Annotated in this window: 2 protein-coding genes; both read right to left on the reverse strand. The window is 73.1% G+C overall.

Going from position 1 to position 5,092, the window contains the following annotated elements:
- Positions 1 to 616 (reverse strand): acyltransferase domain-containing protein (locus IO24_RS47835; RefSeq protein ID WP_425274908.1); only part of this gene is annotated, 616 nt, incomplete at its 3' end.
- The coding region (locus IO24_RS45895) for a type I polyketide synthase (RefSeq protein WP_425274909.1) at positions 579 to 5,092 on the reverse strand (4,514 nt) is incomplete at its 5' end. The genes IO24_RS45895 and IO24_RS47835, both read right to left, overlap by 38 nt.

Raw genomic sequence — 5,092 nt, forward strand, 5'->3', positions numbered from 1 at the left:
CGAACACTGCGTCGACACTGTCCTGGCCCATCGCGGACAGGACACCGTCCGGGCCCAGCTCGATGAACGTCCGCACACCCTGCTCGGCCAGCGCCCGCATCCCGTCCGCGAAGCGCACCGCCGCACGGACGTGCCGCACCCAGTAACCCGGGTCGCACAGCTCCTCGGCGGTGGCCGGGCGGCCCGTCACGTTCGAAACGACGGGGATACGCGGCGCGTGGAACGACAGCTTCTCCGCCACCTGACGGAACTCCTCCAGCATCGGCTCCATGTGCGGAGAGTGGAAGGCATGGGAAACCGTCAGGCGCTTGGACTTACGACCCTGATCAGCGAACCGCTTCGCCGTCTCCAGGACTTGGTGCTCGTCGCCCGAAATCACCACGGACGTAGGCCCGTTGACGGCGGCGATCGACACCGCGTCCAGGCCGTCAAGCGCCTCGGCGACATCGGCCTCCGTGGCCTGCACGGCCACCATCGCACCACCGGCGGGCAGCGCCTGCATCAGACGGCCGCGTGCCGCGACCAGGACACAGGCGTCCTCCAGCGACCACACACCCGCCACAAACGCGGCAGCCAGCTCACCGATCGAATGCCCCAGCAGCACATCCGGCGTCACACCCCACGACTCCAGGAGCCGGAAGAGAGCAACCTCCAACTCCCCCTCGAACCGCGCACACACCGCATCGAACGCCTCCGCGAACACCGGAAACGCCCCATACAACTCCCGGCCCATACCCGCCCAGGGCCGCCCTCGTCGTGGCCAGCGACAGGGCGACGTCGGCCGATGCCGCTTCCGGGCGAGAGCTCACCTGCTCGGCCAGGCGCCGTGCCTGGGCGCGCAGGGCCGCCTCCGTGCGTCCGGACAGCACCCAGGGCACCACCGGCGAGTCGACGGTCACGGTTTCCGCCGCGTCGACCGTTGCGTCCTGCGGGCCCTGTTCCAGGACCACGTGCGCATTGGTGCCGCTGAGCCCGAAAGAGGAGACGCCGGCGCGGCGGGGTCGCCCGCTCTCCGGCCACTCCCGCGCCTCGGTCAGCAACTCGACCGCGCCCGCGGACCAGTCGACCTGCTGCGAGGGCTCGTCCACGTGCAGGGTCCGCGGCAGCACACCGTGCCGCATCGCCATCACCATCTTGATCGCGTCCGCGAAGGACTTGCAGCGACCGTCGGCGGCGAGACCGCGCTGACGCGAGAACTCCACGAAGGTGTTCGGCGTTGACATCACGGAGACGCCGCCGGCCAGCGCCAGCGTGCACTCCCCTGATCGCAGTGCCTGCGCGGCGAGATGCAGGGCGACCAGCGAGGACGAGCAGGCGGTGTCCACTGTCATGGCCGGGCCTTCCAGCCCGAAGGTGTAGGCGACACGCCCGGAGGCGATGCTGCCGGCGTTGCCCGAGCCCAGGTAGCCGTCGACCCCCTCGGGGACGGCACCGACCTGGGAGGCGTAGTCCTGGTACATGATTCCGGCGAAGACACCGGTCCGGCTGCCCTTGAGGGTGCCGGGGTCGATGCCCGCCCGCTCGAACGCCTCCCAGGAGGTCTCCAGGAGCAGCCGGTGCTGTGGGTCCATCGCCAGCGCCTCGCTGGGGACGACGCCGAAGAATCCCGGGTCGAACTGAGCCGCCTCGTAGAGGAAGCCACCGTCGCGCACATACGACGTACCGGGGTTGTCCGGGCTGGGGTCGTACAGCTTCTCCAGGTCCCAGCCGCGGTCGGTGGGGAACCCGCCGATGCCGTCGCCGTCGGTGGCCATCAGCCGCCACAGCTCTTCCGGCGACATCACGCCGCCGGGGTAGCGGCAGGCCATGCCGATGATCGCGATCGGCTCGTCCGCCGCGGCGACCGTCGTCACCGAGGTGTCCGTGGCCTCATCTTCGCCCAGCAGTTCGACCCGGAGGCGGTTCGCGAGCGCTGCGGGCGTCGGGTGGTCGAAGATCAGGGTCGCGGGAAGCCGGAGTTCCGTGGCAGCGGTCAGACGGTTGCGGAGTTCCACGGCGCTCAGGGAGTCGAAGCCCAGCTCGCCGAAGGCCCGCGAGGGCTCGATCTCCGCCCCGGAGGCGTGGCCGAGCACGGCCGCCACCTCGGTACGGACCAGCTCCAGCAATGTACGGGTACGGTCGGCCTCCGCCAGGGCCACCAGCCGTCCCTTGAGGGAGAGCGCACCGCCGCCGGTGCCCGCCCGCTTCCTGACCGGCCTGCGGACCAGGCCGCGCAACGGCGCGGGAACCGCCGCGGCCGGCTCCACGGGCAGCGCGGACGTGTCCAGGCGCAGCGGCACGAGGACGGGGTCACCGGCCCGGCACGCCGCGTCGAACAGGGCCATGCCCTGCTCGGCGGACAACGGTTTCATCCCGGAGCGCCGCAGCCGCTCCAGGTCCTCGGCGTCGAGCGCGCCGGCCATACCGTCCGTCTGGTCCCACAGGCCCCACGCCAGGGACCGGGCGGGCAGCCCGGCGGCGTGGCGGTGCGCGGCCAGCGCGTCCAGGAAGGCGTTCGCGGCGGCGTAGTTGGCCTGTCCGGGGCCGCCGAGCACGCCGGCAGCGGAGGAGAACAGCACGAACGCGGACAGGTCGAGGTGCCGGGTCAGCGTGTGCAGATGCCACGCGCCGTCGGCCTTGGGGCGCAGGACACGTGAGACGCGCTCCGGCGACAGCGCCTCCAGCACGCCGTCGTCGAGGACACCGGCGGTGTGCACCACGGCGCGCAGCGGGTGCTCCGCCGGCACCTCGGCCAGAGTCCTCGCGAGCGCGTCCCGGTCGGCGACGTCGCAGGCGGCCACCGTCACCCGCGCGCCCCGCCCGGTCAGCTCGTCGCGCAGTTCGGCGGCGCCAGGCGCCGCCAGGCCGCGGCGGCTGGTCAACAGCAGGTGGCGTACGCCGTGTTCGGCCACGAGATGCCGGGCCACCAGGGCGCCGAGCGCGCCCGTGCCCCCGGTGACGAGCACCGTGCCCTCGGCGTCCCACACCGGTGGGGCGGCCGGGGTCGAGGAGACGTCGCGGGTGAGCCGTGGCACGCGCACGGCACCGGACCGCACCGCGGCCTGCGGTTCACCGGCGGCGAGCACCGCCGCGAGCGCGATCGCCGTACCGGGCGCCGGGGCCGCGTCGAGGTCGGCCAGGACGAACCGTTCCGGATGCTCGGACTGCGCCGAACGCACCAGCCCCCACGTGGCGGCAGCGGCGGGGTCGGGCACCTGCTCGCCCGCCTCGACCGCCACCGCGCCACGGGTGACCAGGATCAGACGTGAGCCCGAGAACCGCTCGTGCGACAGCCACTCCCGTACGAGATCCAGCGTCCATCGAGCGGTCTCGTGCACCGGCTCGGGCAGGCCCTCGCCGCCCGCTTCCCCGGACAGCGCGCCCGAGCGGTCGGGTACGGCCGCCACGACCACGTCCGGTACTCGTCCGTCCACCGCCGCCAGTTCGGCGAGGTCCCGGTACGACGACACCGCGGCGCCCTCGCCGCTCAGCAGCGTTGCCAGGCCTGCGGAGTCGTCCAGCACGGCCCAGGAACCCTCCGCGGCAGCCGACGGCGCCATGGGCAGGGGTGTCCAGTCCACACGGAACAGCGACCCGCCGTGACCGGTGCCGCGGGCGGTGTCGAACTGCTCGGCGGTCACCGGCCGTACGGTCAGCGCGTCCACGGTGGCGACGGCCTCGCCCGAGGGGTCGGTGACCGCCAGCGAGAAGACGTCGGTGCCGACGGAGGCCAGCCGTACCCGCAGTTCGGTGGCGCCCGCCGCGTGCAGGCTGACCCCGGCCCAGGAGAACGGCAGCCGCGCCGCCCCGGCCTCCTCGGCCGGCGAGGTCAGCCCGGCCGTGTGCAGCACCGCGTCCAGCAGCGCCGGGTGCAGACCGTACCGCGCGGCCTCGTCCGCCATGGCCTCCGGCAGGGCGACCTCGGCGAACACCTCCGCGCCCCGGCGCCACGCGGCCCGGAGCCCCTGGAACACCGGCCCGTAGGTCAGGCCGAGGTCGGCAAGGTCCTCGTACAGGCCGTCGACCGGCACCGGCTCGGCGTCCACGGGCGGCCAGACCGACACCTCCGCCGCGGGGACGGTGCTCTCCGGGGCCAGCAGGCCGTCGGCGTGCCGGGTCCAGGAGCCCCCGGTCGCTGCCGCCGGACGCGAGTACACGGTCAGCGCACGCCGCCCCGCCTCGTCCGCGTCCCCGACCACGACCTGGATCTGTACGGCGCCCCGCGCCGGGAGGACCAACGGGTTCTCGAACGTCAACTCCGCGACCCGCCCGCAGCCGGACTGATCACCCGCCCACACGGCCAGGTCCACCAGTGCGGCACCGGGCAGCAGGACCGAGCCCAGGACGGCGTGGTCCGCCAGCCACGGCTGCTCCTCCAGTGACAGCCGGCCGGTGTACAACACTCCCCCGGTGTCGGGCAGTTCGACCGCCGTGCTGAGCAGCGGGTGTCCGGCAGAACCGAGCCCGGCGCGTTCCGCACCACCCGCGAACCGGCCGCCGGCCAGCCAGTACCGCTGGTGCTGGAAGGCGTAGGTGGGCAGGTCGACCATCTTGGCGCCGCGCCCGGCGAAGAACGTCGGCCAGTCGACGGTGGCTCCGCGGACGTGAGCCTGGGCGACAGCGGTGGTCACGCTCTGCGCTTCAGGCCGGTCAGTACGGAGGGCGGGCACGAACAGGGCGTCGACACTGTCCTGGCCCATCGCGGACAGGACACCGTCCGGACCCAGCTCGACGAAGGTCCGCACACCCTGCTCGGCGAGTACGCCGACCCCGTCCGCGAAGCGCACCGCCTCACGGACGTGCCGCACCCAGTAACCCGGATCGCACAGCTCCTCGGCGGTGGCCATCCCACCGGTCACGTTGGAGACGACCGCGATACGCGGCGCCTGATACGACAGCCCCTCCGCGACCCGGCGGAACTCCGCCAGCATCGGCTCCATACGCGGCGAGTGGAAGGCGTGCGAGACCGTCAGGCGCTTGGTCTTACGACCCTGCTGAGCGAACCGCTTCGCCGTCTCCAGGACTTGGTGTTCATCGCCCGATATCACCACGGAGGTCGGCCCGTTGACGGCGGCGATCGACAACGCGTCCAGGCCACCGAGCGCCTCGGCGA

The sequence above is a fragment of the Streptomyces flavovariabilis genome, from assembly GCF_000725785.1.
GTDB lineage: Bacteria > Actinomycetota > Actinomycetes > Streptomycetales > Streptomycetaceae > Streptomyces > Streptomyces hawaiiensis.